1 protein-coding gene is annotated in these 282 nt (G+C 69.5%); it reads right to left on the bottom strand.

The window, feature by feature from the left end; translation table 11 throughout:
* Nucleotides 1-282 (bottom strand): alpha/beta hydrolase (locus D9V41_RS17500; protein WP_208006961.1); only part of this gene is annotated, 282 nt, incomplete at both ends.

Raw genomic sequence — 282 nt, 5'->3', positions numbered from 1 at the left:
CAGGTCGAACCACGGGCTGTTGAGGATGAGGCCCGCGATGCCGCGCGCCCGCGTCCCTCCGGAGCGGTTCATCCGGTCGAGCCACAGCGGCAGGATGAGACCGCCGGTCGAGTGCGCGGCGAGGTACACCGGCACGCCCGTCTCCTCCTGCACGATCCGCAGCGATTCCTCGAGCTCGGCGTCGTAGAAGGCCAAGTCCGAGACGTAGTGCGCGGTATGCCCGTCGCGCAGGGACCGCCCGCACTTGCGCAGGTCGAGGGAGTAGAAGGCGATCTGCCGGTC

Origin of the sequence: Aeromicrobium phragmitis (genome assembly GCF_003674095.1) — a bacterium.
Taxonomy (GTDB): Bacteria; Actinomycetota; Actinomycetes; order Propionibacteriales; family Nocardioidaceae; genus Aeromicrobium; species Aeromicrobium phragmitis.
The sequence above is the reverse complement of the archived record's forward strand: the minus strand, read 5'-3'. Positions and strand labels throughout refer to the sequence as shown.